Origin of the sequence: Dietzia sp. 2505 (assembly GCF_040546785.1) — a bacterium.
In the GTDB taxonomy this organism is placed as follows: Bacteria; Actinomycetota; Actinomycetes; order Mycobacteriales; family Mycobacteriaceae; genus Dietzia.
Window position 1 is genome coordinate 72,313 of record NZ_JBEPON010000010.1, and the last position, 25,664, is coordinate 97,976.

The 25,664-nt window shown below is 69.3% G+C and carries 24 protein-coding genes; 11 read left to right on the plus strand and 13 right to left on the minus strand.

What is annotated here, in order from left to right; all coding sequences use genetic code 11:
- From ABIE38_RS17025 to ABIE38_RS17035, 3 genes are all read right to left on the minus strand, one after another.
- A complete protein-coding gene (locus tag ABIE38_RS17025; RefSeq protein WP_182609475.1) occupies nt 1–765 on the minus strand; it encodes an MlaE family ABC transporter permease in 765 nt (254 codons plus the stop codon).
- 234 nt (nt 766–999) lie between these two features.
- Nucleotides 1,000–1,929, minus strand: coding sequence for a 3-oxoacyl-ACP reductase (locus ABIE38_RS17030; RefSeq protein ID WP_354058304.1), 930 nt, complete (start codon nt 1,927–1,929; stop codon nt 1,000–1,002).
- Complete coding sequence (locus tag ABIE38_RS17035) at nt 1,926–2,120, minus strand: ferredoxin (protein WP_107748788.1); 195 nt, start codon at nt 2,118–2,120, stop codon at nt 1,926–1,928. The genes ABIE38_RS17030 and ABIE38_RS17035 overlap by 4 nt, the downstream gene beginning before the upstream one ends.
- A gap of 108 nt (nt 2,121–2,228) precedes the next feature.
- Here ABIE38_RS17035 and ABIE38_RS17040 point away from each other — a divergent pair, with 108 nt between their 5' ends.
- From ABIE38_RS17040 to ABIE38_RS17050, 3 genes are read left to right on the plus strand one after another with little or no spacing between them, the layout of a single operon-like run.
- Nucleotides 2,229–3,485: an acyl-CoA dehydrogenase family protein gene (locus ABIE38_RS17040; RefSeq protein WP_354058408.1), complete on the plus strand. Its 1,257-nt coding sequence runs from the start codon at nt 2,229–2,231 to the stop codon at nt 3,483–3,485.
- A 1-nt stretch (nt 3,486) separates the two neighbouring features.
- Nucleotides 3,487–4,551, plus strand: coding sequence for an acyl-CoA dehydrogenase family protein (locus tag ABIE38_RS17045; RefSeq protein ID WP_354058306.1), 1,065 nt, complete (start codon nt 3,487–3,489; stop codon nt 4,549–4,551).
- Nucleotides 4,548–6,242 carry an AMP-binding protein gene (locus tag ABIE38_RS17050; RefSeq protein WP_354058308.1) on the plus strand — a complete coding sequence of 565 codons (1,695 nt, stop codon included), beginning with the start codon at nt 4,548–4,550 and terminating at the stop codon, nt 6,240–6,242. The genes ABIE38_RS17045 and ABIE38_RS17050 overlap by 4 nt, the downstream gene beginning before the upstream one ends.
- A gap of 61 nt (nt 6,243–6,303) precedes the next feature.
- On the opposite strand, the gene pstB is transcribed toward ABIE38_RS17050, so the two are convergent.
- The 4 genes from pstB to ABIE38_RS17070 all read right to left on the minus strand — a co-directional run bounded on the left by pstB (nt 6,304) and on the right by ABIE38_RS17070 (nt 10,132).
- On the minus strand, nt 6,304–7,194 hold the full coding sequence (gene pstB / locus ABIE38_RS17055; RefSeq protein ID WP_354058310.1) for a phosphate ABC transporter ATP-binding protein PstB: 891 nt from the start codon (nt 7,192–7,194) through the stop codon (nt 6,304–6,306).
- 36 nt (nt 7,195–7,230) lie between these two features.
- Complete coding sequence (gene pstA / locus ABIE38_RS17060) at nt 7,231–8,064, minus strand: phosphate ABC transporter permease PstA (RefSeq protein ID WP_354058312.1); 834 nt, start codon at nt 8,062–8,064, stop codon at nt 7,231–7,233.
- A gap of 98 nt (nt 8,065–8,162) precedes the next feature.
- Nucleotides 8,163–9,125: a phosphate ABC transporter permease subunit PstC gene (gene pstC, locus ABIE38_RS17065; protein ID WP_354058314.1), complete on the minus strand. Its 963-nt coding sequence runs from the start codon at nt 9,123–9,125 to the stop codon at nt 8,163–8,165.
- A 32-nt stretch (nt 9,126–9,157) separates the two neighbouring features.
- On the minus strand, nt 9,158–10,132 hold the full coding sequence (locus ABIE38_RS17070; protein WP_354058315.1) for a PstS family phosphate ABC transporter substrate-binding protein: 975 nt from the start codon (nt 10,130–10,132) through the stop codon (nt 9,158–9,160).
- Nucleotides 10,133–10,347: 215 nt separating this feature from the next.
- Between ABIE38_RS17070 and trhA the strand changes: the two genes are divergently transcribed.
- Nucleotides 10,348–11,046, plus strand: coding sequence for a PAQR family membrane homeostasis protein TrhA (gene trhA, locus ABIE38_RS17075; RefSeq protein ID WP_354058317.1), 699 nt, complete (start codon nt 10,348–10,350; stop codon nt 11,044–11,046).
- Between the two features lie 48 nt (nt 11,047–11,094).
- Here trhA and ABIE38_RS17080 read toward each other — a convergent pair whose 3' ends face one another.
- Nucleotides 11,095–12,201, minus strand: coding sequence for an NAD(P)H-dependent flavin oxidoreductase (locus ABIE38_RS17080; protein ID WP_354058410.1), 1,107 nt, complete (start codon nt 12,199–12,201; stop codon nt 11,095–11,097).
- A 2-nt stretch (nt 12,202–12,203) separates the two neighbouring features.
- Nucleotides 12,204–13,841, minus strand: coding sequence for an acyl-CoA synthetase (locus tag ABIE38_RS17085; RefSeq protein ID WP_354058319.1), 1,638 nt, complete (start codon nt 13,839–13,841; stop codon nt 12,204–12,206).
- Between the two features lie 76 nt (nt 13,842–13,917).
- Between ABIE38_RS17085 and ABIE38_RS17090 the strand changes: the two genes are divergently transcribed.
- On the plus strand, nt 13,918–14,724 hold the full coding sequence (locus ABIE38_RS17090; RefSeq protein ID WP_354058321.1) for a crotonase/enoyl-CoA hydratase family protein: 807 nt from the start codon (nt 13,918–13,920) through the stop codon (nt 14,722–14,724).
- An 18-nt stretch (nt 14,725–14,742) separates the two neighbouring features.
- Here ABIE38_RS17090 and ABIE38_RS17095 read toward each other — a convergent pair whose 3' ends face one another.
- Complete coding sequence (locus ABIE38_RS17095) at nt 14,743–16,203, minus strand: aldehyde dehydrogenase family protein (protein WP_354058323.1); 1,461 nt, start codon at nt 16,201–16,203, stop codon at nt 14,743–14,745.
- 70 nt (nt 16,204–16,273) lie between these two features.
- Nucleotides 16,274–17,878, minus strand: a complete 1,605-nt coding sequence (locus ABIE38_RS17100) for an acyl-CoA synthetase (RefSeq protein ID WP_354058325.1) — start codon at nt 17,876–17,878, stop codon at nt 16,274–16,276.
- Between the two features lie 62 nt (nt 17,879–17,940).
- Here ABIE38_RS17100 and ABIE38_RS17105 point away from each other — a divergent pair, with 62 nt between their 5' ends.
- Complete coding sequence (locus ABIE38_RS17105) at nt 17,941–18,597, plus strand: hypothetical protein (protein ID WP_354058326.1); 657 nt, start codon at nt 17,941–17,943, stop codon at nt 18,595–18,597.
- 37 nt (nt 18,598–18,634) lie between these two features.
- On the opposite strand, the gene ABIE38_RS17110 is transcribed toward ABIE38_RS17105, so the two are convergent.
- Nucleotides 18,635–19,669, minus strand: a complete 1,035-nt coding sequence (locus tag ABIE38_RS17110; RefSeq protein ID WP_354058328.1) for an LLM class F420-dependent oxidoreductase — start codon at nt 19,667–19,669, stop codon at nt 18,635–18,637.
- A gap of 89 nt (nt 19,670–19,758) precedes the next feature.
- Here ABIE38_RS17110 and ABIE38_RS17115 point away from each other — a divergent pair, with 89 nt between their 5' ends.
- Genes ABIE38_RS17115 through ABIE38_RS17135 form a run of 5 tightly spaced genes read left to right on the plus strand, consistent with a single transcriptional unit; the run spans nt 19,759 to nt 24,467 of the window.
- Nucleotides 19,759–20,784, plus strand: a complete 1,026-nt coding sequence (locus tag ABIE38_RS17115; protein WP_354058330.1) for a Zn-ribbon domain-containing OB-fold protein — start codon at nt 19,759–19,761, stop codon at nt 20,782–20,784.
- 9 nt (nt 20,785–20,793) lie between these two features.
- Nucleotides 20,794–21,855: a thiolase family protein gene (locus ABIE38_RS17120; protein WP_354058332.1), complete on the plus strand. Its 1,062-nt coding sequence runs from the start codon at nt 20,794–20,796 to the stop codon at nt 21,853–21,855.
- Nucleotides 21,852–23,036, plus strand: a complete 1,185-nt coding sequence (locus ABIE38_RS17125) for a thiolase family protein (protein WP_354058334.1) — start codon at nt 21,852–21,854, stop codon at nt 23,034–23,036. The genes ABIE38_RS17120 and ABIE38_RS17125 overlap by 4 nt, the downstream gene beginning before the upstream one ends.
- Entirely contained in the window at nt 23,033–23,551 is a 519-nt protein-coding gene (locus ABIE38_RS17130) for a nuclear transport factor 2 family protein (RefSeq protein WP_354058336.1), read from the plus strand. The genes ABIE38_RS17125 and ABIE38_RS17130 overlap by 4 nt, the downstream gene beginning before the upstream one ends.
- Before the next feature lies 1 nt (nt 23,552).
- A complete protein-coding gene (locus ABIE38_RS17135) occupies nt 23,553–24,467 on the plus strand; it encodes a TIGR03619 family F420-dependent LLM class oxidoreductase (protein WP_354058338.1) in 915 nt (304 codons plus the stop codon).
- A gap of 23 nt (nt 24,468–24,490) precedes the next feature.
- Here the strand turns inward: ABIE38_RS17135 and ABIE38_RS17140 are convergent, their stop codons facing one another.
- Nucleotides 24,491–25,516, minus strand: a complete 1,026-nt coding sequence (locus ABIE38_RS17140; protein ID WP_354058412.1) for an alpha/beta hydrolase — start codon at nt 25,514–25,516, stop codon at nt 24,491–24,493.
- Nucleotides 25,517–25,664 lie beyond the last annotated feature (148 nt).

Sequence of the window (25,664 nt, forward strand, 5' to 3'; positions counted from 1 at the left end):
TCACGCCCCCAGGACCTTCACGCCGACCGCGGTGAGCACGGTGTTGACGACGAACAGCGCCATGAAGGCGTAGACGACGGTCTCGTTGACCGCGTTTCCGACATCCTTCGGCCCGCCACGGACGTAGAGACCCTTGTAGCAGGCCACCAGGCCGGCGAGCATCCCGAACATCCCGGCCTTGATCTGGGCCAGCACGAGCTCTCCGAACCCGGTCAGCAGCGTGATGCCGTTGACGAACGCCCCGGGGTTGACCCCCTGGAGCAGTACAGAGAAGAGGAACCCGCCGAGGATGCCGATCGTGCACACGAGCCCGTTGAGCAGCAGGGCGACGAAGGTCGAGGCGGCCACCCTGGGGACGACCAGCCGCTTGACCGGATCGATGCCGAGGACCTCCATTGCGTCGATCTCCTCGCGGATGGTCCGCGCGCCGAGGTCGGCACAGATCGCCGTGGCGCCGGCGCCGGCGACGATGAGGACCGTGACCATGGGGCCGACCTGGGTGACCGCACCGAGCGCCGCTCCCGCACCGGAGAGGTCGGCCGCGCCGATCTCCCGCAGCAGGATGTTCAGGGTGAAGCTCACCAGGACGGTGAACGGGATCGCCACCAAGACGGTGGCCAGCATGGAGACCCGGGCGATAAACCACGACTGTTCGACGAACTCGCGGCCCTGGCGCACGATCGACGGGAACGAGACGAATGTGTCGAGACTCAACGCGACGAACTCGCCGACTCCCTTGAGCGGCGCGTCGAGAACTCTCGCCATGTCGCCCCCCTCCTGTCGTGTGCCGGCCCCCGGCCCCACCGATCTGAACAAGTGACCGGTTCGGTGTGACCCCGATTACACAGTAGCTAGAACACGTTCTCATTAGCAAGGCCTACCGGTCACCCCCGAACGGTGCCCCTGCGCATGTGTCGGGAATCTAACACGCCCCGACACAACGAAAGCGGTCCCCGACACGTCTCTCAGTAAACGCGTCGGGGACCGCATCGTTTCAGGTCAGAGCGCCATGATCTCCGAGGCGGAGAAGGACTTGCCCTCAGGCCGCCCTGACCAGTGCCCGGAGACCGCGTCGGCGAACTCCCGGCGGCCCCACACACCGCCCTCGGCGTCGAACCGCTTCTCCACCACCGGTGCCTCCACCAACGCGACCATGCCGCCGTATACCACGAACAGCTGACCGCTGACACCGGCCGCGGCGGGTGACGCGAGGTACGACACCAGGTCCGCCACCCGGTCCGGCGACAGCGGATCGGGCCCCTTCGACTCGTCCCAGTCCTCGAACACGCCCTCGGTCATCCCCGTCCGCCCACGAGGAGCGATGGCGTTGGCCGTACAGCCGATCCGGGCGAGCACACGTGAGGCCGAGAGGGTGAGAGCGGTGATGGCGGCCTTGGCCGCGCCGTAGTTCGCCTGCCCGGGCGGGCCGAAGAGACCCGCCTCGGACGAGGTGTTGATCAGCCGCCCGTACACCGGGGCGTCGGACTTCTTGCTCTCGCCCCGCCAGTGAGCCGCGGCGTTACGGGTGAGCAGGAAGTGCCCGCGCAGGTGCACCCTGATCACCGCGTCGAAGTCGTCGTCCTCCATGTTGAACAGCATCTTGTCCCGGGTGATGCCTGCGTTGTTGACCACCACGTGCAGACCGCCGAGCCGCACGGCCTCGGCCACCATCGCGTCGGCGGTCTCCCGCTCGGAGACGTCACCCACGACGAGCGCCGCCTTGGCGCCCGCCGCCTCGATGTCGGCGATCACCGCGTCCGTGGCCTCGCCGGACCGGATGTCGTTGATGACGACCGCGGACGCCCCCGAGCGCGCCAACTCCACGGCCTCCGCGGCACCCAGCCCGGAGCCGGACCCGGTGACGACCGCCACCCGGCCGTCGAGCGAGAGATCCGTCCCGAGGTCCGTCCGACCCTGCCCGGGTGTCACTCCGCGACCTTGAGCGCCGCCATCGGGCACTTCTCGACAGCCTTGAGCGCGCGCTTCTGCAGCTCCTCGGGAACCTCGTCGACGATCACCCGCACCACCTCGTCGTCGTCGTTCAACTCGAAGACCTTCGGGGCGAGCCCGACACACACGGCCTGCCCCTCGCAGCGGTCGGGATCCACGTCAATCCTCATACCCGTCCTCCTTGGCCGGGCCCGCGTCCACTGTGGCCGCGAGCATGATTCGATACTATGTGAGACACGACACTAGAACGTGTTCCACTCGAGATGAGCTTAGGGCATATGGACATCACCTACACCACAGACCAGCAACGGCTGCGCGGGGAGTTGCGCGAGTACTTCTCCGCCCTGATGACCCCCGAGCGCCGAGAGGCCTTCACCTCCACGACCGGCGAATACGGCCACGGCAACGCCTACCGGGAGATCGTGGCCGAGATGGGCCGGGACGGCTGGCTGACGATCGGCTGGCCGGAGGAGTTCGGCGGCCGGAACCGCCCGATGGTGGAGCAGCTGATCTTCACCGACGAGGCCGCGATCGCCGGGGTGCCGGTGCCCTTCCTCACCATCAACTCGGTGGCGCCGACGATCATGGCCTTCGGATCCGAGGAACAGAAGAGCTACTTCCTGCCGCGGATCAGCCGCGGCGAGCTGCACTTCGGCATCGGTTACTCCGAGCCGGAATCGGGCACGGACCTGGCCTCCCTGAAGACCCGGGCCGTCCGCGAGCCCGGGACCGGGGAGCACGCGGGCCGGGAGGTGTACCGCATCAACGGGCAGAAGATGTGGACGTCCCTCGTGGCGTACGCGGACTGGATCTGGTTGGCCGCACGCACCGATCCGGACGCCAAGCGGCACAAGGGCATCTCGATGATCATGGTGCCCACCGACGCCGAGGGGTTCTCGTGGACTCCCGTGCACACGATGGCGGGCCCGGACACCAGTGCCACCTACTACCAGGACGTGGTGGTGCCCGCCTCCAATCTCGTCGGGCCCGAACACGGCGGGTGGCCGCTCATGACCAACCAGCTCAACCACGAGCGGGTCGCCCTCACCGCAGCCGGTCCGCTCCAGGCCTCGCTCCGGCAGGTCCTGGAGTGGGCACGCACCACGCGCGCGTCCGACGTCGGCCTGCCCGGCGGCGGGGACGTGATCGACAACGAGTGGGTGCGCACCCACCTGGCCCGCGTCCACGCGATGGCGGAGTACCTGGCGCTGCGCAACTGGGAGATCGTCTCCGCCGACTCCACCACGCCCACACGCATCGCCGCGTCGGCGACCAAGGTGTACGGCACCGAGACCGCGTGCGAGGCGTACCGGCTCCTCATGGAGGTGTTGGGCTCCGCCGGGTTCCAGCGTTCCCACTCCCCCACCGCCGTCCTCCACGGGCGCATCGAGAAACTGCATCGCTCCGCCCTCATCCTGACCTTCGGCGGAGGCACCAACGAGGTCCAGCGCGACATCATCGCCGCCGCCGGACTCGGGTTGCCACCGGCGCCGCGCATCGCCCCCACCCCGTCCTCTGCCCGGAAGGACAGCTGACATGGATTTTCACATCGACGACACCACCCGTGAGCTCTCCACGCTCGTCCGCGACATGGGAGAGCAACTGGTCACCGACGACTCCCTGCGCGAGCTCGACGCGCGCTTCGGCCCCGGAACCGAGGCCGAGGGCGGAGCAGACCGCGCGACCGCCCGGTTCCATGCCCGATTCTGGGACGAACTGGTCCGCGCGGGCGTGCCCGCCGCCCTCGCCCCGGAGTCGCTCGGCGGCGCCGGCCTGGGCGTGGTCGGCGAGGCCCTGGTACTGCGCGAGCTGGGCCGGGTCCTGGCCCCTGTCCCCCTGTCCCCCGCGATCCGCGCCACCGTCATGCTCGAGGCGGCCGGCCTCCCCGAGCGGGCCGGGGCCGTGGCCGAGGGGCGCGAGATCGCCGCGGTGGGCGACGGGCCCGCACCCGAGGTCGACTGGGCGCCGATCGCCGATGTGATCGTGCAGGCCACACCCGACGGCATCAGGGTGACCGACCGGACCTCCGTCTCGGTCGAGCGGACCGTCCCGGTCGACTTCTCCTGCGCGGGTCTGGTGTCCGGCGCCGAGGCCGAGCCCACCCCCGTGCCGGGCGCGGTGCTCGAGGTCGACGCCCTGCGCCGCCGCGTCCACCTGGCGGCGTACCAGTGGGGCGTGATCGAGGCCGCGCTGGAGCGCACCGCCGCGTACGCGAGTACCCGTCACCAGTTCGGTCGGCCCATCGGGTCCTTCCAGGCGGTCGCCGCGAGACTGGCCGACGGTTCGATCGACGTCGACGCCGTTCGGCTGAGCACCCTGCGCGCGGCCTTCGAACTCGACGCCTGCGGTGGGGAGCCCGGTGCTCCCGCCCACGCCGCGGTGTCCTCCGCCCACTTCTGGGCCTGCGACGCCGGGCACCGCCTCGCCCACACCGCGGTCCACGTCCACGGGGGCGTGGGGCTCGACCGCTCCGAGCCCGCCCACCGGTACTTCCTCGCCGCCAAGGCCGGGGAGTTCCGCCTGGGCGGGGCCACCCGGCAACTGATCGACCTCGGTGCGGTACTGGCGGCCAACGGTGACCCCTGGGAGTACTCCGCGTGAACGCGCCCGTCCGGACCATCGCGGACGTCGCCGCCGGGCCGTACGCCTCGGTGGCCGAGGCGGTGGTCGCACTGCGCGACGTGCGCGACCGCGGCATCTGGTCCGACGGCGAGCTGACGCCCTGGTCGCAGGCGGTCGGTGCGGTTGCGGTGCGGATCGCGGCGCTGCGGGAGTTGCTCGGCTCATCGTCGACATCTCCGGTGGCATCGTCGCCGGCATCGGCGTCTCCGCCCCACGTCGGGCTGCTCCTGGCCGGCACGCCCGAGTACCTCCACCTGCTCGGAGCGGCCGCGTGCTCGGAGATCGTCGTGGCCGGACTCAACCCCACCCGCCGCGGCGCGGCCCTGGCCCGGGACGCCGCGCTGGCGGACTGCGCGCTGATCCTCACCGACACCGACCACGCCGGGTTGCTCGACGGTCTGCCGATCGACATCCCGGTGATCTCGGTGGACTCCCCGCAGTGGGCTGACCTGCTCGCGCGGCACTCCGACGACTCCGACGCCGTGGCGCCGGACCTCTCCGGAACTCCCGCGGGCCCCGACGACCTGGTCGCCCTGGTCTTCACCTCGGGTACCAGTGGCGATCCCAAGGCGGTACGGATCACCCAGTCCAAGATCTCCGTTCCCGGACGCATGCTGGCCGACAGGTTCGGGATCGGCCCGGACGACTGCGTGTACAGCGCCATGCCGCTGTTCCACTCCAACGCGGTCATGGTGGCCTGGCCGATCGCCCTGTTCACGGGCTGCTCGATCGCGCTGCGCCGCCGGTTCTCCGCCTCCAACTGGCTCGACGACGTCCGCCGCCACGGCTGTACCTTCGCCAACTACGTCGGCGCGCCACTGTCCTACATCCTCGCCACACCGGAGAGGCCCGACGACGCGCACAACCCGATGCGCGTGGTCTACGGCAACGAGGCGCCGGCGGAGGTGCGCCACGAGTTCGCCCGGCGCTTCGGCGTGACCGTCGTCGACGGGTTCGGCTCGAGCGAGGGCGGGGTCTCGGTGTCCCGCACGCCGGACACTCCCGACGCCGCGCTGGGCCCGCTGCCCGCCGGCGTGTCGATCGTCGACCCGGAGACCGGCGCGACGTGTGAGCGAGCCCGGTTCGACCACGCGGGCGTGCTACTCAACGCCGACGAGGCGGTCGGAGAGCTGGTCGCCGACGGGCCGGGCCTCTTCGCCGGCTACTGGGGCGACCCCGCCGCCGACGCCGAACGCATGCGCGGGGGGCGGTTCCATTCCGGAGATCTGGCCTATGTCGACGACGACGGGTGGGTCTACTTCGCGGGCCGATCCGGTGGCTGGATGCGGGTCGACGGGGAGAACCTGGCCGCCGCGCCGGTCGAACGCGTCCTGCGACGCCATCCCGACCTGGTCGAGGTGGGCGTGTACGCCGTGCCGGCGGGCGAGGTGCGCGGCCCGGGCACGATCGGGGACGCCGTCGCCGCGGCGGTCGTCCTGCGGGACGGGGCGGACCCGGTCGAGGTGGCGGCCGGTATGGGCGAGTTCCTCGCCGAGCAGTCCGACCTGGGCCCCAAGCAGTGGCCCTCACTGTTGCGGGTGACCGCGGAGCTGCCGCGCACAGCGAGCTTCAAGTTCCGCTCCCGCGACCTCACCGAGCGGGGCGTGGACCCCGCCGGCGACGGACTGTGGATCCGCGCCGCGGGGTCGACGGGTTTCATTCCCGCCTGACGACCCGGTCGTCGCTCGATCGACCGGGTCGTCAGCAGCTCGTCAGCCCCTCGTCACCGGCTCAGCCGAAGCGGCCGGAGATGTACGCCTCGGTGCGCTCGTCACTCGGGTTCGAGAAGATGGTCGACGTCAGGTCGTACTCCACGAGCACGCCCGTACGGTCACCCGTCCGCTCGTCGGGCAGGGCCGTGAAGAACGCCGTCCGATCTGCGACGCGGCCCGCCTGCTGCATGTTGTGCGTGACGATGATGATCGTGTAGTCGTTGCGCAGCTCCAGCATCAGGTCCTCGATCGCCGCGGTCGCGATGGGGTCGAGCGCGGAACAGGGCTCGTCCATCAGGATGACGTCCGGACGGGTCGCGATAGCCCTCGCGATGCACAGTCGCTGCTGCTGGCCACCCGAGAGTCCGTAGGCCGAGTCCTTCAGCTTGGACTTCACCTCGTCCCAGAGAGACGCCTTCCGGAGACAGTCCTCGACGTGGTCATCCATGTTGTCGATCGACATGCCGGTCACCCGGGGACCGTAGGCGACGTTGTCGAAGATCGACTTGGGGAACGGGTTCGGCTTCTGGAACACCATCCCGATCCGGCGTCGGACCTCGATCGGGTCGACCTTGGCGTCGTAGATGTCCACCCCGTGGTAGAGCACCTGCCCCTCGATCCGAGCGGAACCGATCAGGTCGTTCATGCGGTTCAGGCACCGGAGCACGGTGGACTTACCGCATCCGGAAGGACCGATCAGCGCGGTGATCTCGTTCTTGGCGAAAGTCAGGTCGACATCGTGTACGGCGTGGAAGCCGCCGTAGAACACATTGAGACCCTTGATCGCGAAGACCGGGTGCGCCGGGGCGATCGAGGCGGTCTGGTGAGTCGATGCGTCCGGCGTCCGGATCTCGTGGGACAGCGGCGGCATCCCCGTCGATGTCCGGGAGCGGGCGAGTGGTGTGTTCATCAGATTCTTCCTTTGCATGGTGGGGCCGACATCGGATCAGTTCTCCTGCGTGAAGCGAGCCCGGATCCAGATGGCTATCGAGTTCATGGCCAACAGCATCCCCATCAGGACGACGATCCCCGCCGCGGCGAGCACGTGGAAGTCGGGGTTGGCCTGGCTGCTCCAGTAGTAGATCTGCACCGGGAGAACGGTGAACCGGCCCTCGAAGAAGCCTTCCGGATTGAAGGTCACGAAGGTCGCCGTTCCGATCATGATCAACGGAGCTGCCTCACCGATCGCTCGGGAGAGCGCCAGAATGGTGCCGGTCACGATGCCCGGGATGGCCGAGGGGAGGACCTGGTGCCAGATCGTGCGCCACCTCGTGGCCCCGACCCCCATCGACGCCATACGGATCGACGAGGGCACCGAACGGATCGCTTCCCGGCCCGTGACGATGATCGTCGGGAGGACCAGCATCGTCAGGGTCAACGATCCCGTGTAGATCACCGAACCCAGGCTCAGCCCGCCGCGGTAGATGAACGCCATCCCGAGGATTCCGAACACGATCGAGGGAACGGCCGCGAGATTCTGGACGTTGACCTCGATGAGCCGGACATACCACTTGTCCGGATCGGCGAACTCCTCGAGGTAGACCGCCGCACTAACGCCAAGGGGCACCACCGTGACGACCAGTCCGATCATCACGTAGAGAGTGCCGAAGATGGCCGACTGCACTCCCGAGGTCGCCAGTTGGGTTCGACGACCCGACGGCATCTCCGTGAGCAGATTGAGGTCCAACCGAGGCCATCCCGTGGTCACGGCCCAGGCCAGCACCGCCAGCAACGTCGCGATTGCCACGAAGATGCAGGCGAGGAGCAGTGCTTGGAACATCTGCCCACCCACCCGGCCCGAGCGGGAACCACTCTGCAGATTCGCGAGCGTCACCTCTCGGGCCTGAGTGGTAGCGATGCGATTTCGTGCTGCGGTTTTCACTCGTACTTCTCCCGGAAGCGACGGACCAGCGCGATACTGATCAGGTTCATTGTCAGGGTGAGGACGAACAACAACGCCCCCACCGCGAAGATCACGTTGTAGTCCAGAGTTCCCTGGGAGATGTCTCCCGTTGCGGTGCGCGCGATGAACGCGGTCATCGACAGCACCGATTCGTTGGGCATGAAGGTCAGGTTCGGCGTGGCACCGGCGGCGATCAGGACCAGCATCGTCTCCCCGATGCCGCGGGATATCCCCAGGATGAAGGCCGCCATGATGCCGGACAGCGCGGCCGGCACCACGACGCGGACCGCGACCTGCATTCTCGAGCTGCCCAGGCCGTACGCCGCCTCCCGCAGGCCCGAGGGAACGGCCTGCATGGCGTCCTGGGACACGGAGGCGATGGTGGGGATCAGCATGATGCCCATCACCAAGCCGGCGCTACCCGCGGAGAAGATTCCCGGCGCGTCCCCGAACGGACTGGGAAGGAACGTGGGCCAGACATCCTGGAGGATCGGGGTCACGAAGAGGTAGGCGAACAGCCCGTACGCCACCGTGGGAACACCCTCGAGGACCTCCAATATGGGCTTGAGGATCTTGCGTGCCCGGGGCCCCGCGTACTCACTGAGCCAGATCGCGGCGCCCAGCCCCGCAGGGATGGCGATGAGCAGCGCGTAGAACGTGACGTTGAGCGTTCCCACCACGAGGTTGAGGACATCGAACTCACCCTGTCGGGGCGCCCAGGTCCCGGCCCGGAGGAACTCCCACAGCGCGATATCCGCGAAGAAGTGCCGGGCCGGTCCCAGTAGCGAGATGACGATCCCGATGGTGATGACAACCGAGAGAGCGGCGCAGAACAGGAGCCATCCGATGATGGTCCGTTCGCCCCAGCGCTTACTGCTGGCTGACAGGTCGATCTGTTCGTCAGACTCCGGTGGTCTGGACATGGTGCTGGTCGTCATGCGGCTCCTCGGCGCTCATCCCTCCTGGCAGGTCAGCCGTTGGCGAGCTCGTCGACCTGCTCGTGAGCCTGCTCCTCCTGCTCCTCCGTCAACGGGATGAACAGGGCCTCCTCAGCGATCTCTTCCTGGTTGTCGATGTAGAACTTGAGGAAGGCCACGACCTCCTCGCGCTGCAGGGCCTGGTCGCTCGGGTAGATGTACAGCTGACGACCGAGCGGGTTGTAGGAGCCGTCGCGGACGGTGTCCTGGGTCGGGGCCACGCACTCGCCGGCCTCGTTCTGGATCTCGACGGTCTTCACGGCGTCGCCCGACTCCTCGACGAACGAGAGGGGCACGAAGCCCATGGCCCCGATGCTGCTGGAGACACCGTCGATCGCGGCGTTGTCGTCCTCGCCGATGTCGGTGTAGCGGGCGGTGATGTTGCCCTCTTCGCCGTTGATCGCCTCGGTGAAGTAGTCGTAGGTACCCGAGTCGCTGCCCGGGCCGTAGAGCTGGACCGTCTCGTCCGCCCACTCGCTGTTGACGTCCGACCAGCTGGTCGCCGTGGCGTCGGTGGCCCAGAACTGCGACAACTCCTCCACCGTCAAGCACGTCGCCCAGTCGTTCTCCGGGTTGACGATCACGGCGAGGCCGTCATTGGCCACCGCCACCTGCTCGTACGCGATCCCGTTCGCCTCGCAGTTGGCGATCTCCGACTCCTTGATCGGCCGGGACGCCATCGAGATGTCGGTCTCACCCGCGCAGAACTTCTCGAACCCGCCACCGGTGCCCGAGGTGGCCACCGCGATCTGGACACCGGGGTTCTCGTTCATGAACAACTCGGATGCCGGCACCGTGTGCGGCGTGACCGTGCTGGAACCGTCGATCGAGATCTGACCGGACAGGTCCGATCCCTCACCCTCGGTGCCCGAGGCGCCGTTGGCGTCCTCGCCTCCGCCGCAAGCGGACAGAACGAGAGCGAGTGCGGCTACACCGGACAGCGACGCGGTACGAACAGATGCCTTCATGGCTTCGGTACTCCTGGGTTTTCTCAGTGGGACACCAAGAACCTAGGTGCTCATACCAACCAACTGACGATTCCAATCTGAACAGGAGCTGAACGACTGATGCCTTCTTGGGGGCTCCCGGGGAGCCGGTCGCGTGCCGGCCGGCCACCGCGCCGCACCCCGGTCGAGTACTGTCATCGCGATCACGACGGGATCGCGCTCGATCAGGAGGCCTGGTGGGACCGAACACAGATGCACCGACCGAGACCGGAGGGGACGCGGACGACTTCGGCGTCCCCGCGCTACCCGAGAAGCCGCTGCTCCGAGGGTGGATCCACGCCGGGACTCTGCCCGTGGCCATAGTCCTCGGCGTGGTCCTCACCGTCCTCGCGGACGGGACCGCGCTGAAGTGGGCGTGCGCGGTGTTCCTGGCCACGTCGTCGCTGCTCTTCGGAATCTCGGCCCTCTACCACCGCCGTACCTGGAACCCGGAGGCCACCGCGCTGCTGCGCAGGCTGGACCACTCCAACATCTTCCTGCTCATCGCGGGCACGTACACGCCCATGACGGTCGCCGCGCTCGATCCCCCGGCCAGCACGATCCTGCTGGCGATCGTGTGGACCGGGGCTCTGGTCGGTATCGCGTTCCGCCTGTTCTGGCTGTCAGCGCCCCGGTGGTTGTACGTGGTGCTGTACATCGTCCTGGGGTGGACCGCGGTGTGGTTCGCAGGTGACCTCGTCGAGGCCAACCTCGTGGGGGTCGCACTCGTGGTCGCTGGCGGCGTGGCCTACACGGGCGGGGCCGTGGTCTACGGCCTCAAGCGGCCGAATCCCGTTCCCGGGGTCTTCGGCTTCCACGAGGTCTTCCACACCTGCACGGTCATCGCCTTCGCCTGTCACTGGGCGGCGATGCTGTTGTTCATCACTCAGGCCTGAGCGGCCCCACGGCGCGGACGGCCATCCGCGCCCGCGCCTGCTCAGGGGTCAGCCGAGCGTGCCGCGCAGACGCTCCACCGCCGCCTCGTACTCGGTCACGATCTGCGCCATCGTCTCGGCGACGGGGACGACGCCCTCGAGTGAACCGATGATCTGCCCTGCGGGCATGGCCACCACGCCGGGATCCTGAGACGCCGAGATCCGCTGGTGCGCCTCCGCGACGAGGATGTTCTGCAGCGGCATCGGCAGCGGGCTCGGGGCGCCCTCGGCCGCCCACGCCTCGGTCCACTTGCTCTTGAGCAGTCGCGCGGGCTTGCCCGAGTAGATTCGGGTGCGGACGGTGTCCGCGCTGGTGGCCGCGACGAGCGCCTCCTGCATCGCCTTCGAGCCACCGTCATCGCCGTACTCGGCGGCGGTGAGCCACCGGGAACCCATCCACGCCCCCTCGGCGCCCATGCCGATCGCGGCGGCGACCTGCGAGCCACTCCCGATCCCACCGGCGGCCAGCACGGGCGCGCGACCGTCGAGCGCGGCGACGATCTCCGGCACCAGAACGAGGGTCGCGACCTCGCCGGTGTGGCCGCCGGCCTCCCCGCCCTGGGCGATCACGATGTCGACGCCGTTGTCCACGTGCGCGATCGCGTGCTTCTTCGCACCGGCGAGCGCCGCGACCTTGATCCCGTTGGCGTGCGCGAGGTCCACGATGTGCTTGGGCGGTGAGCCGAGCGCATTGGCGATGAGCACCGGGCGGTGCTTGAGCGACATCTCGACGTGCGCCTCGGCGACCGAGTGGAGCCACCCCAGGACACCGGCGTTGTGCTCGGCGTCGTCGCCCAACGGCGGCACCCCGAGGTCGTCCAGGACCCGGGAGACGAACGCCTTGTGCTCCTCGGGGATCATCGCGGCGATGTCGGTGGTGCTGCCCTCGGTGGGCACCTTGTTGGGCATGACGATGTCCACGCCGTAGGGTTTGCCGTCCGTGTTCTCGTCCATCCAGGTCAGGACCTCGTCGAGCTCGGCCGCGTCGTTGTAGCGGACGCACCCGAGGACGCCCATGCCGCCGGCGCGCGTCACCGCTGCGGCGACCGCCTTGGACGGGGTGAAGGCGAAGACCGGGTACTCGATCCCGAATTCCTCCGCGAGGGGGGTACGGATGCTCACTTGCTGATCTCCTGGCTGTCGTCTGCGGGGCGGGACGCGGCGATCTCCGCGGCCCATCGGTAGTCGGGCTTGCCCGCGGGATTGCGCTTGACCGATTCCTCGACCCACAGCGCTCGCGGGCACTTGTAGCGGGCGATCTCCCGCCGCGCGTGGTCGTTCAGCTCGTCGATCGGCGGACACTTGCCGTCGCGCGTGTGGAGAACGGCGGCGACCTTGTGGCCCATCCGCTCGTCGGGGACGCCGATTACGAGCGCGTCGTACACGTCGGGGTGCGTCTTGAGGGCGGCCTCGACCTCCTCCGGGTGGACCTTCTCGCCTCCGGTGTTGATGGAGACCGATCCGCGGCCGAGCATCGTGACGGTGCCGTCCTCCTCGACCCGGGCGTCGTCACCGGGGATCGAGTAGCGATTCCCGCCGTACGTCTTGAACGTGGCCGCTGTCTTGACCTCGTCCTTGTAGTACCCCACCGGGATGTGCCCGGTGCGCGCGACCTTGCCGATGACATCGGAACCGGGCTGGACCTCGTTGCCCTCGGAGTCGAGGACCGTGGTCTCCCCGTCGATCTTCACGCGGGGTCCACCGGTGTGGGTCTTGCCCTTCTCCGCGAGCGCGATGCCCGAGAAGCCGGTCTCGGAGGACCCGATCGAGTCCGAGAGCATGACGTTCGGGAACGCCTCGATGAACTGGTCCTTGACCGAGGGCGAGAACAGGGCCGCGGAGGACCCGATGTAGAACAACGACGACGAGTCGTACTTCTCCGCGTCCCATTCCTCGATCAGTGGACGCGCCATGGCGTCCCCCGTGATGAACAGGAGATTGATCTTGTGCTCGGTGACGGTCCGCCAGACGGTCTGGGCGTCGAACTCCGGGATGAGCACGCTGGTGTGGCCCGCGAACAGCGCCATCAAGATCGCCCACTGGGCGCCGCCGTGGATGAGCGGGGGCAGGGCGGCGCGGACCAGCACGCCCCCGTCGACCGCCTTGTTCGCCAGCTCCCACTCGTCCGCGACCTTCTCGCCGGTGAGGAAGTCGATGCCGCCGCCGAGGACCATGAACACGTCCTCCTGACGCCACATCACCCCCTTCGGGGAGCCCGTGGTGCCGCCGGTGTAGAGCATGTAGATGTCGTCGTTCGAGCGTTCGCCGAAGTCGCGCTCGGGAGACTGCGCCGCCAGCGCGTCGTCGTAGTGCGCGACGGAGACCCCGTCGGGCGTCTGCGGGTCAGGGGTGTCGGTGCCGTCCTCGATGACCAGGCAGTGACGCACCCCCGGTGTGTTGGGAAGGGCCTGTGCGAGCACGTCCGAATAGCGGCGCTCGTGGACCACCACGACGGAGTCGGAGTTGTCGAGTAGGTACTCGAGCTCGGCCGGGACGTACCGGTAGTTGACGTTGACCATCACGGCGCGGATCTTGAAGATCGCGACCATCGCCTCGACGGCCTCGATGGTGTTGCGGCTGTACACCGCCACCTTGTCGTCGGGCCCGACGCCGACGGACCGTAGGTGGTGGGCGAGCCTGTTGGCCCGCTCCTCCAGTTCCCTGAAGGTGAACGATCGACCCTCCTGGACCAGGACGACCCGGTCCGGAACGCGATCGACACTGTGCTCGACGAGATCTCCGATGGTGTACGCCATACTCCCAAAGTAGAACGTGTTACCGTCGGCCGTGGGCGAAAGCCGTGAACCCGTGTAACTAATTTTTGGAGGCCCGATGACCCGCGTCGAGACGCCCGAGGACCAGCACCTGCTCACCGAGCGGCGCGGCCACGTCCTGATCGTCACCATGAACCGACCCGAGGCCCGCAACGCCCTGTCCGGCCCGATGATGCGCGGCATGGAGGCGGCGTGGGACCTGGTGGACTCCGATCCGGACATCCGTGCGTGCATCCTGACCGGCGCGGGCGGGTACTTCTGCGCGGGCGCGGACCTCAAGGCCATGAACAGAGACGCTCCGGGCGACAAGTTCGCCGGCGGCGGCTGGGACCTGACCCGTCTGCCCGCGTTGCTCAAGGGGCGCCGGCTGAGCAAGCCGCTCATCGCCGCTGTCGAGGGCCCGGCGATCGCCGGCGGGACCGAGATCCTGCAGGGCACCGACATCCGGGTCGCCGGACGCTCCGCGAAGTTCGGCGTCTCCGAGGCCCGCTGGGGCCTGTACCCCCTCGGCGGCTCCGCGGTGCGGCTCGTGCGTCAGATCCCGTACACCGTCGCGATGGAGGTCCTCATGACGGGCCGCCATCTCACCGCCGAGGAGGCGGAGCGGTTCGGGCTGATCGGCCACGTGGTCGAGGACGGCTCCGCCCTGGACAAGGCACTGGAGATCGCCGAGCTCATCACCGCGAACGGGCCCCTCGCGGTGCAGGGGATGATCGAGACGATCCGACGCACCGAGGGCATGCACGAGGAGGAGGCCTTCCGCGTCGACGCCGAGGTCGGCGGGCGGGTCTTCGCCTCGGCCGATGCGAAGGAGGGCCCTCGCGCGTTCGCGGAGAAGCGCAGGCCCGAGTTCCGCGGGGAGTGACCGGGCGCCCGGCCCCGACTAGAGACCCAGTCGGGTCCGGGCCTTCATCGCCCCGAGGTACCCCGAGGCCAGCCTCTTCTTGCCGGCCGTGAACGGGGGCGCCAGGAACCCGGAGACGTTGACGTCGTAGGAGTGCATCGCGACGGCCCGCTCGTGGGTGAACGTCCGGAATCCGTAGTGCCCGTGGTAGCCGCCCATCCCCGAATTGCCGACCCCGCCGAACGGGATGGCCGGGGAGGCCATCCCGATGCCGAAGTCGTTGCCGTAGATATTTCCCGAGCGGGTGCGGTCGGCCACGGTGTCGAAGCGGCCGTTCTTCTGGCCGTACCAGTACAGGACCAGCGGGCTGGGCCGCTCGTTGATGTAGCGGACCGCCTCGTCGAGGCTCCGGTACCCGAAGACCGTGAGGACTGGCCCGAACACCTCGTCCGAGTCGATTTCCATCTCGGGCGTCACGCCGGTGAGCAGGGTGGGTGCGATCTTACGGACGCCCGCGTCCGGCAACCGCTCCCCCGCCGGGGCGGCGTCGCGCCTGACGGCGCCCTTGGCCACGGCGTCGTCGATCAGTCCGACGATGCGCTCGTAGTTGGACGTGTTGACGATCGCGGTGTACTCGGGGTTGCCCACGATCGCCGGCAGGGTCCGACGCCAGTGGTCCAGGACGGTGTCGCAGAACGCCTCCAGCTCGGCCTCGGGAACGAAGACGTAGTCCGGGCACATGCACACCTGGCCGCCGTTGACCATGCGGGAGGCCGCGATGCCCCGCGCGGCTCGGTCGAGGTCGGCACTGGTGTCCACGATGACGGGGTTCTTGCCGCCCAGTTCGAGGGTGACCGGCGTGAGGTTGTCTGCGGCGTCCTTGGCCACGGACCTGCCGACGCCCGGGGAGCCGGTGAAGAACAGGTGGTCGAAGGGCAGAGTGGAGAAATCCGAACCGCGGCCGTGTTCCGGCCCCGCGACGGCCAACTCGTCGACGGCGAAGTACTCGGGCGCCCGGCTGCAGAGCACCTCGGTCGTGCGCGCTGTGACCGACGACGGCCGGATCATCACCCGGTTGCCCGCGGCGAGCGCCGACCCGGCCGGCACGATCGTCAGGTACAGGGGGAAGTTCCAGGGGCCGATGATCCCGACGACCCCCTTGGGATCATGGCGGACCTGTTGGATGAAGCCGACCCGGTCGAGGGCCTGCGAGACCCGTGTGGGTTTCATCCACTTCTTCAGATGGCCGCGCTGGTGGTCGAGGTCCGGGATGGAGGAGGCGATGTCCGTGAGAAGCGAGAGGGTCTCGGGCCGTGAGCCGTAGTCCTCGCGGATCGCCTCGGTGAGTTCGGCCGCGTTGTCCAGGACGAGGTACTTGAGCCGCTGGATCCGATCGCGCCGTATCCCGGCCTCGGGCTGCGGGTCGGCGAGGAACGCCTGCTGCTGCCGCTCGAGGATCTGGGCGAGCGTGAGATCACGGGCGGTCGGGGTTCTGGTCATGCGTCCAGGGTAGTGACCGCCCCGCGTGGCCGGTGGGCAACCGGGCCAGCGGGCATCCGCCCTGGAGGACTCAGCGGGCGTCCGCCCAGTACGGGTCCTTGAGCTTGCGCTTGACCAACTTGCCGTTGGCCTGCCGGGGCAGCTCCTCCACCACGTCGATCGACCGCGGCATCTTGAACTTGGCCAGTCGGCCGGAGAGGTCGTCGAGGATCTGCGCCTTGAGCTCGTCGGATTCGACGTAGCCCTCGGCCAGCTCCACCACGGCCTTGACCTCCTCACCCCAGTCGGCGTGCGGGATTCCGAACACCGCCACGTCGCGGACGGCCTCGTGGCGGGTCATCTCCGACTCGATCTCGGCCGGGTAGATGTTCACACCGCCGGAGATGATCATGTCGTTCTTGCGGTCGCACAGGAACAGATAACCGTCGGAGTCCACGTAGCCGATGTCGCCCATGGTGAACAACTCGCCCACGTAGGTCTTCGCTGTCTTCTCCGCGTCCTGGTGGTACTCGAACTTCGACCCGTGCATCTGGAGGTAGACGTTGCCCGTCTCGCCGGCGGGGAGTTCGTTGCCGTCGTCGTCGAGGATCTTCAGGGTGGTGGTCTTCCACGGCCGACCCACGCTACCGGGCTTGCGCAGCCACTCCTCGCCCGTGATGGTGCAACCACCGCCCTCGGTTCCGGCGTAGTACTCGGTGAGGACGGGCCCCCACCAGTCCAACATCGCCTGCTTGACGTGCTTCGGACACGGGGCCGCGCCGTGGACGATCGTCCGGAGGCTCGACACGTCGTACTTCGCGCGCACGTCCTCCGGCAGCTCGAGCAGGCGCGAGAACTGGGTCGGGACCATGTGGGACTGGGTCACCCCGTGGGCGTCGATGAGACGCAGCATCTCCTCCGGGGACCACTTGTCCATGAGCACCACCGTCTGCCCCAGGTTGAGCGAGATGGCGACGAAGTTGAGCACGGCCGTGTGGTAGAGCGGCGAGCCGCAGATGTGCACGTTGTCCGCGGCCTGGATGCCGAAGCCGGCGAAGAAGAAGTAGTTGGGAACCGTCACCTGGTCGGGAGAGGCGCCGGTCAGAGGCCTGCGCACGCCCTTGGGGCGACCGGTGGTGCCCGAGGTGTAGAGCATCGGGGCGCCGAGGGTACGGCCCGACGGCAAGGGGTCCTCCCCCTCGGCCGGGACGGCGAGCTCGGAGAGCGGCCGGAAACCCGGGACGTCGCCGATCGCGTAGCAGCGGGCGGGTTCGAGTCCGGCCTCGGCGGCGGCGGTGGTGGCCACGTCGGCGAACCTCTCGTCGGCCACGAAGACCGTCGAGCCCGAGTTCTCCAGGATGTAGGCCACCTCGGGCCCCGTCAGGTGCCAGTTGGCGGGGGCCACGTAGAGACCGATCTCGAGTGCGGCGAAGTAGACCTCGAGGAAACCGATACTGTTCGGCGCCATCAGGACGATCCCGTCCCCGGCCCCCAGACCCAGCGCGCGCAGTCCCCGCGCGTGGCCGTGCGCCGCGTCCGCGAGCTCGCCGAAGGTCACCTGGCGGCCGGAGGCCTCGATCACGGCGACGCGGTCCGGGTCGGCCTCGGCGATCCGGTAGACACTGGTCACGTACTCCCCGGTCCGGTCGTTCAGGACTCCGGTCTCGGTGGGAATGGTGGGTGTGGGTGCACTCATACGACCCATAGTAGAACCTGTTCTATTCCTGCGGCGGGCTTTCCCCGCCTAGTCTTGCGATCATGCCCTCCGACTCGCGTGCCCGTCATCTCGCCGCCGCCGCATCTGCCCTGGTCACGGCAGTGGCGCTCACCGCATGCAGCACTGTTGACACCGACACCGACACCGCCCGGTCGGAAGCGACCTCCGAGCTGAGCGCGACCGCGGAGCCGGGCGCCACCTCACCGTCGGGCGCGAACTCACAGTCGGCAGACGCCACCGTCGACGGCGTGCCGGTCGACGACGCCGCCCGGGCGATCAGCAACGAACTCATCGGCGTCCTCGCGGCGGTCCCGGACGAACTGGGCGACGTGGAGGTGGATCTCCTCCAGCTCTATCCCGATTACGTGAGCCTGGTCTACGTGGACCCGGACGAACCGGACACCCGATACCGCGTGGAGTTCCGGGACTCGGCCTGGTCCCCGCCCATGAGCATGCGCAGGCCGGATGTCGGAGCCCCCCTACCGCTGGACGCGATCGATCCGGAGACCCTTCGGGTGGCGTTCGAGGCCACGCCGGGACTGCTCGAGATCGACGATGCGCGACTGAGCCACGTGTCCATCTCGCCGGACGAGAGCGGCCAGACCGACATCCTGATCGCGCTCGCCACTGACGTTTCGCTCGGTCGGGCGACCTTCGGCCCCGACGGTCAGGTGCGCGAGATTCAGGCCCCCCTGTGACCTGATCCTCCGCACCGCAGCCCGGATGCCCGGCCGGTCAGCCGATGAGCCTCCCGAGCTGCTCGACCTCCTCGACCGAGCGGGCGGTCACCACGAGCATGGTCACGCCCGCGGCCTCCCACTCGGCGATCTGCGACCGCACCGAGTCCTCGTCGCCGATGATCGCGGTGGCCTCGACCATCTCGTCCGGCACCGCCGCCGCGGCCTCCTCCTTGCGCCCGGAGCGGAACAGTTCGGTGATGCGGTCGACGTCGTCGGCGAAGCCCATCCGGCGGAACGCCTCGGCGTGGAAGTTCTTCTCCTCCGCGCCCATGCCGCCGGCGTAGAGCGCGGTGAACGGCTTGTACGCGTCGAGGACCGCGCGCCGATCCTCCGTTATGTGGAGCTGGCACAGGAACGCCACCTCGAAGTCCTCCCGGGTACGCCGCGCGCCGGGTCGGGCGAAGCCCTCGTCGAGCCACGCGTTGAACTCGTGCGCGGTCCGCGGCGAGGCCAGGAACCCCAGCCACCCGTCCGCGATCTCGGCGGCGAGTGCGACGTTCTTGGGGCCCTCGGCCCCCAGCCAGATGGGCACGTCCTCGCGCAGCGGGTGGAGGATCGACTTGAGCGGTTTGCCCAGCCCGGAGGCGCCCGGCCCCTGGTAAGGCAGGGCGTATGCCGGACCGTCGGAGGTCACGGGGCCCTCGCGGCGGAGCACCGCGCGGATGATGTCGATGTACTCCCGCGTCCGGGCCAGCGGCTTGGCGAACGGCTGGCCGTACCAGCCCTCCACCACCTGCGGACCGGAGACGCCCAGACCCAGGCAGAACCGGCCGCCGGAGAGGTGGTCCAGGGTCATGGTGCTCATCGCGGTGGCCGTGGGCGTACGGGCGGAGAGCTGCACCACCGCCGTGGACAGGCGGATGCGTTCGGTGAGCGAGCCGTACCAGGCGAGCGGGGTGAACGCATCCGAGCCCCAGGCCTCGGCGGTGAAGACGGTGTCGAACCCCGCCTTGTCCGCGGCCACCACGAGGTCGGCGTGGGTGGTGGGCGGCTGGGCGCCCCAGTATCCGAGCTGCAAGGCGAATTTCATGGGCACCAGTGTGACCCAGACCGCCCCGCGACGGTGTCCGGCTCACGAAAAGTCACACACGGCACAGTGGAACGTGTTCTACTTGTGGCGTGACATCCAGAGAGATCGTTGTCGACATCACCCCGCCCGACGAGGCCGTGCTCGAGGCCCCGCTCGCCCCGTCCTTCGACTACACGCGGTCGACCGGACCGGTCCTGGGCGCGTTCTTCACCGGCCTGCGCGACCGCCGACTCGTGGGGGTCCGCGACTCCCGCGGCGCCGTGCACCTGCCACCGGTGGAGTTCGACCCCCACACGCACGAGGCCCTGACGGACTTCGTCGAGGTCGGCTCGGGGACCGGGATCGACGGCGTCGTCGTCGTCTGGACCTGGGTTCGGCAACCCACCGACGTCAATCCGCTCGACTCGCCGTTCGCCTGGGCCCTGGTCCGGTTCGACGGCGCCGACACCGCCATCCTGCTCCCCCTCGCCGCCGACGGCCCCGAGGACGTGAGCTCGGGGATGCGCGTGCGGCTGCGGTGGTCCGCCGAGCGGACCGGGACCATCCACGACATCGCGTGCGTGGTCCCCGTGGACGTGGCGGGTGGAGACGACCCGGGCGACGACGACGAGGTTGCGCAGACCTCGGGGGACGAGCCCGTCACCATGGTCGTCACCCCGATCGGACTCTCGGTGACCCACACGGCGGGGCCCGCCGAGAGCGAGTTCCTCCGGGCGATCGTGCAGGGCCGCGTGCTCGGGCGGCGCCGATCCAACGGACCCGAGGTCTACGTCCCGCCGCGCGACTACTGCCCCTCGGACGGTGTGGCCATGGGCGAGTACGTGGAGGTCGCCGGCGTCGGCACGGTGACCACGTTCGGGATCGTCAACGTGCCGTTCGCCGGCCAGGAGATCAAGCCGCCCTACGTCACCGCGTACATCCTCCTGGACGGGTCCGACGTCCCCATCCAGCACCTGGTTCTCGGCTGCGAGGCCTCGGAGGTGCGCATGGGCATGAGGGTGCGCGCGGTCTGGACACCCGAGGCCGACCGCCCGGCCTCGATGAAGGCCATCACGCACTTCGAGCCGACCGGCGATCCCGACGCCGACCCCGACACCTACGCCGATCACCTGTAGAGGACACCCGTGACCCCCACCGCACCCCGGGACGTGGCCGTCGTCGGTTTCGCCCACGCCCGACACACAGAGTCCACCTTCGGCACCACCAACGGCGTCGAGATGCTCGCGCCCGTCTTCGCCGAGTGTTACCGGCAGACCGGACTGGACCGCACCGACATCGAGTTCTGGTGCTCCGGTTCCTCCGACTACCTCGCCGGCCGGGCCTTCTCGTTCATCTCCGCCGTCGACACCATCGGCGCGTTTCCCCCCATCTGCGAGTCGCACGTGGAGATGGACGCCGCCTGGGCGTTCTTCGAGGCCTACCTCAAGATCGCCACCGGCCAGGCCGACACCGCGCTGGTCTACGGGTTCGGCAAGGCCTCGGCGAGCACCGACCTCGACTCGGCGCTGGCGCTGCAGCTCGACCCGTACACCGTGGCCCCGCTGTGGCCCGGCCGCCACCACATGGCCGCGTTGCAGGCCCGCGCGGGAATCGACGCCGGCAAATGGTCCGAGGAAGAGATGGCGTCTGTGGCCGCCCGCGCCACCGGCCGGGACGAGCGGGAGCTCCTCGCCGAGCCGTATGTGGCGGACCCGCTGCGCCGACACGACTGCCCGCCGGTCACCGACGGCGCCGGCGCGATCATCCTCGCCTCCGGCGACCGGGCCCGGGAGCTGGTCGACACCCCGGCCTACGTCACCGGGATCGAGCACATCGCCGACTCCGCCGAGTTCGGGGCCCGCGACCTCACCGACTCCCCCTCGGCCCGCGCCGCCGCCGCGCGCGCCACCCGGTCCTCGGGCGAGCGCCCCGATCTCGGTGGAGTGACCGTCGCCGAGCTGCACACCCAGTACACGCACCAGGAGCTGCTCCTACGTGCCGCGCTGGGGATCGGCGACCACGTGGCCGTGACCCCGTCCGGCGGATCGTTGCTCGCGGACCCGCTGTTCTCCGCCGGGCTCGAGCGCATCGGCTACGCCGCCAACGACGTCATGGAGGGCCGTACCGAACGCGCCCTCGCGCACGCCACCAGCGGACATCTGCTCCAGCAGAACCTCATCTGCCTCCTGGAAGGACGCCCCGCATGAGCGCCCACAGCACCGGTCTCCCCGCGGCCGTTCTCGGCACCGGCCAGACCCACCACGTCGCCAGGCGTACCGACGTCTCCATGGCCGGCCTCTGCCGCGAGGCGATCGACGCCGCCATGGACGACGCCGGCGTGGGGTGGGACGACATCGACGCGGTGATCGTGGGCAAGGCCCCCGACCTGTTCGAGGGCGTGATGATGCCCGAGCTCATGATGGCCGACGCGCTCGGCGCGGTCGGCAAGCCGCTCCTGCGCGTCCACACCGCCGGCTCGGTCGGCGGTTCCACCGCCGTGGTGGCCGCCTCTCACATCCAGTCCGGCCGCTACCGTCGCGTGCTGGCCGTGGCGTGGGAGAAGCAGTCCGAGTCCAACGCCATGTGGGCCCTCAGTCTGCCCGTGCCGTTCACGGCCCCCGTCGGGGCGGGTGCCGGCGGTTACTTCGCCCCGCACGTGCGCTCCTACATCCGCACCACCGGGGCCCCTGAGCACGTCGGCGCGATGGTGGCGGTCAAGGACCGGCTCAACGGGTCCATCAACCCCCACGCCCACCTCAAGCAGCCCGACCTCACCGTGGACAAGGTGTTGCAGGGGCAGATGCTGTGGGACCCCATCCGGTTCGACGAGACCTGCCCGTCCTCCGACGGCGCCTGCGCGATCGTCCTCGGTGACGCCGAGGCGGCCGAAGCGGTCGAGGCCACCGGCCGGAACGTCGCCTGGGTGCACGCCACCGCGCTGCGCACCGAGCCCGGTACCTACGCGTTCCGCAACTACCGCAACCCGCAGGCCGGCCGCGACGCCGCCGCCGCGCTGTGGGCCGAGGCCGGGATCACCAATCCGGCCGAGGAGATCGACGCGGCCGAGATCTACGTCCCCTTCTCCTGGTTCGAGCCCATGTGGCTGGAGAACCTCGGGTTCTGCGGGGAGGGCGAGGGCTGGCGCATGACCGAGTCCGGTGCCACCGCGCGCGACGGGTCCCTGCCCGTCAACCCGTCCGGCGGTGTGCTGTGCTCCAACCCGATCGGCGCGTCCGGCATGCTGCGCTTCGCCGAGGCCGCCCGGCAGGTCATGGGCCGCGCCGACGAGCACCAGGTCCCGGGGGCGCGCAAGGCCCTCGGCCACGCCTACGGCGGCGGGTCCCAGTACTTCTCCATGTGGGTGGTCGGAACGGAGCGCAAGGAATGAGCAACCCCTACCTGGGCGAGGACGGCATGTACCGGCCGCTCGAGATGAGTGACGCAGCGCTCGCGAGTCCCGCCTACGCCGCCGCGCGCCGTTCCTGGGCCGCGACCAACACCGGCGACCGCGACGCCTGGATCGCCGGGTGGAACCCCGAGGGCACAATCGAGGATCCCGTGGGGCCGTCGATGTTCGACGCCGAAGGCATCGGTCACACCGGCACCCAGCGGCTCCTGGAGTTCTGGGAGAAGGCCGTGGCCACCCCGGACCACATCGAGTTCCGGTTCGACCGCGGGATCGCCGCGGGCGACGAACTCCTCTGCGTCGGCACCATGCGCACCCACATGGGCTCCAGCATCATGGAGATCGACATCGCCGTGGACTACCGCGTCGACTCCCAGGGTCGGCTCGTGAACCTACGCGCATTCTGGGAACAGGACGTGGCCATGGCCTCGGGTCTGCGACCGCTGACCGACGACGACCGCGCTGCCATCGCCGGTGCCGTCAAGAAGGACGCCTGACATGAGCCGCGTAGTGGACGCCGAGTTCTCCGTCCCCATCTCCTTCTCCCCGGTCGATCAGATCATCGACATCGCCCGCGGTGCCGAGGCCGCCGGCTTCGACCGGATCGTCCTGCCCGACTCGTTGTTCCACCCGCGGCGCCAGGACGAGGACTACCCGTACACCCCCGACGGCTCGCGCATGTGGGATGAGAACACCCAATGGGTCGAACCGCTCATCGCGTCCGCAGCCATGGGCGGGGCCACCTCGACCATCCGCTTCTGCCCGCAGGTACTCAAGGTCGGCCCGCGCAATCCACTGCTGCTCACCAGGCAGGTGGCGTCGGTGGCGCTGCTCACCGGAAACCGGTTGGACCTGGGCGTGGGCATCGGCTGGGACCCCAACGAGTTCGAGTGGTGCGGCGCGCCGTTCAAGGGCCGCGGAAAGCGCACCGACGAGTCGCTGGCGATCATGCGCCAGGCCCTGCGGGGTGAGTGGATGGAGTTCCACGGCCAGCACTTCGACTTCGACGAGCTGATCTTCACCCCCGCACCGAGCGAGCAGGTGCCGTTCTACGTGGGCGGCCACACCGAGATCGCGCTCAAACGGGCCGCACGCGTGGGCCAGGGGTGGACCAGCGCCATGATGGGCTACGACGAGATCGTCACCACCGTCCGGCGGCTGGGCGAACTCCTCGAGGCCGACGGTCGCTCGCTGGCCGACCGCGGCGACGGCAGGCCCTTCGCCATCCAGGTCGTCTGCCTCGACCGCTTCGGCACCCGGGGCTTCACGGAGCTGGCCGAGGCCGGGGTCACCGACATCATCGTGATGCCCTGGATGGTCGACGGCCACGGGTTCGACTGCTCCACCGAACAGAAGCTCGAGTCCATCGCCGCCTTCGGCGAGAAGTACGGTCTCGGTTCCTCCGGGCACTGAACTGCTCCCCGCCGACTCGGGGATCAGGCGGGGACGTGCTGCGAGATGTCCGCCAGGCAGGCGAGGACCTCCCGGTGGGTGTCCTCCGTGGCCTCCAGGTGCATGAGGTGCCCCGCCGGTGACGCGATCGCGCGGACCATCCGGACATCGTCGTGATGACGCCCCAGCTTGGAGAGCGGATCCCGGCCGTGAAAGCCCTCGAGGTCCGGGTCGTGCTCGGAGTAGAGGAAGTAGAACGGCACGGGATTGGTCTGCCGCTCGAACTCCTTGCGGGCGAACCACGACACGTCCATCGCCCGGTACCACTGCAGCGGACCCGCGAACCCCGTGCGGGCGTACTCGGCCTCGTAGACGTCCATCTCCTCCACCGAGAACCACCGCCACGGAAGCGGCGGAGCCTCGGGCAGCGCCTCGAGATAGGTCGACCCCGGGGGGTGCTGCCAGACGTCGAGATAGTGGTACTCCGCGGACAGCGCGTGGAAGACCCGGGTGAGGAACTCGCGCTCGCGACCGGCGAGATCGGCCTCCGCCACTCCCGGCTGCGTGAAGTAGTTCAGGTGCAGGAAGTGCTTCTCGGCCAACATCGCCGAGCCCTCCAGCGGCGGCACCGACCCGGCGGTACCCATGAACGGGTTCTCCATCCCGATCACCGCGCGCACCCGCCCCGGTTCCAGGTGGCACGTGTCGTACGCGACGCCCGCGCCGAAATCGAAGCCCACCACCACCACGCGCTCCGCGCCTTCGGCGTCGCACACCGCCAGGAGGTCGTCGACCACCTCGCGCGGCGAGTAGGCCTCTACCTCGGCCGGCGCGTCCGAACCCCCCATGCCTCGCAGGTCGGGTGCGATGACCCGCCACCCGGCGGCGGCGAGGACGGGGATCATGCGGTGCCAGGTGTACCAGAAGTGTGGGAACCCGTGGACGAGGACCACGGTGCCCGGGTAGCCGTCCGCGGATGCAGGCTGGCCGTCCGCGGATGCGGTGTCCGGTTCGGCGACGACGTAGTGGAGACGAACGCCGTCGCGGTCGACGTAGCGGTGGTCGAGCATGCCGTTCACACTGCCTCTTCCCGCCTCCGCCCGACGGGGTTCAGCCGAATCGGTGGAGCCTTTCCGGGGACGACGACGAGGCCCGCCCGGAGAGAACCGACGGCCCCGACCAGGCCTGGCGGGAAGGCGGGGTCGGGGCCGTGGGCCG